Origin of the sequence: Bradyrhizobium sp. 61 (assembly GCF_023073075.1) — a bacterium.
Lineage (GTDB): Bacteria > Pseudomonadota > Alphaproteobacteria > Rhizobiales > Xanthobacteraceae > Bradyrhizobium > Bradyrhizobium barranii.
This window is the reverse complement of the sequence record NZ_JADPIU010000114.1, coordinates 1-1,465: the sequence shown is the minus strand read 5'-3', so window position 1 is coordinate 1,465 and position 1,465 is coordinate 1. Positions and strand designations below refer to the sequence as shown.

1 protein-coding gene is annotated in these 1,465 nt (G+C 63.1%); it reads right to left on the bottom strand.

Going from position 1 to position 1,465, the window contains the following annotated elements; all coding sequences use genetic code 11:
• Positions 1-1,145 (bottom strand): substrate-binding protein (locus tag IVB46_RS43590; protein WP_247346062.1); only part of this gene is annotated, 1,145 nt, incomplete at its 3' end.
• Between the last annotated feature and the right edge of the window lie 320 nt (positions 1,146-1,465).

Genomic DNA, 1,465 nt, shown 5'->3' with positions numbered 1-1,465 from the left:
GAGGGGATCGTCTCGCCCTTCTCGTAGGCCTTGATCACGTCGGGCGGATTGAAGCTGCCGGCCTGCTCGCACATGTGGGCCCAGTGCGCGAAGCTGACATAGGCGTTCTCGGCGCCCCATTCGGGCTTGTAGCCGTACTTCTTCTCGAAGGCCTCGTTGAACATCTTGGCGAGCGGGAACTTGTCCTCGATCGTCCACCAATAGTCGGTGGCGGCGTAGACGCCCTGCATCAGGCCGCCGGTCTCGCGCGCGATGAAAGGTACCTGGTAGGGAACGACCAGCTTCATCTTGTCGAGCACGCCGAACTGCTTGGCCTGCTGGGTCGACAGCACCGCGTCGTGACCCCAGTTGACGTTGATGAGCACGTCGGCGCCGGAATTCGCGACGTTCAGCAGATAGGAGGAGTAGTCGGGCGCGCCGAGCGGCGCGACCTGGTTGGTCACCGTCGTCCAGCCTGCAGTCGCGAGGAAGTCCTGCATCGACTTGGTGACGGTGTGGCCGTAGGTGTAATCGGGCGTCAGGTAGGCGGCCTTCTTGTTCTTGCCGAACTCCCTCACCATCACCGGGCCGATCGCGGCGGCGGCGGTCTGGCCGAAGAAGTTCTGGCGGAAGCCGTAGCGAACGCAGTCCTTGCCGGTGGTGTCGTTCGAGCCGGAAATGCCGCACACGAACAGCACGTGTTCGCGCTGCGCGAGCTTGTTGAGCGCGACCGCAACGGCGCTCGACGTGCCGCCGGTGATCATGATCGCCTTGTTCTCGCTGATGAAGCGCTGCTGCGCCTGCACCGCCTCGTTCGGCTTGGCCGCGGAATCCGCGACGCCGAACTTCAGCTCCTTGCCGAGCACGCCCTTGCTGGTCTTCGGCGAGATCTTCTTGATCAGGTCGTGGCCGCTGTTGATGTGCTCGATCGCGAGCTGGTAGCCCTTGAGCTCGTCCTCGCCCTGCACGGCATAGGTGCCGGTGCGCGGGACCGAGATTCCGATGAAGGCGGTGGAACCCGAAACGCCGGCGGGATACGAGCCGATCGCCGGCTTGTCCTCGGCAAAGGCCGGCATCGCGGGCAACATCGAGCCGCCGATGAGGCTAGCTGTGGTCTGCAGCAGGCCACGGCGCGAGAGGCCGCGGCGGATGAGATCGTCAGTCATGGTCGTTTCCTCCGAACATCGTTCTTGTTTGCAGGCGCAAGCACGACTTGTCCGGCGACGGCAGACCTCACAGGCCTGCCCGCGCCGGGCATGTCACATCCGCGTGTAGCTCTTGGACGCAAGCATTGCTTGTGAATGCCTTCTGTCAAATTCGCCTTTGGTCGAACGACGAAAATTATGTCGTGAAAACATATCGGATCACGATATAGATTAGTCTTTGTGAGTACGAGGCTGGCGGGTTCGGCGAGAGAAATGGCGCGGCAGACGACAGTGGCGGGTGCCCGGAAGCGACGATCCTGGCCGCAGGAGGCGGAGCGGCC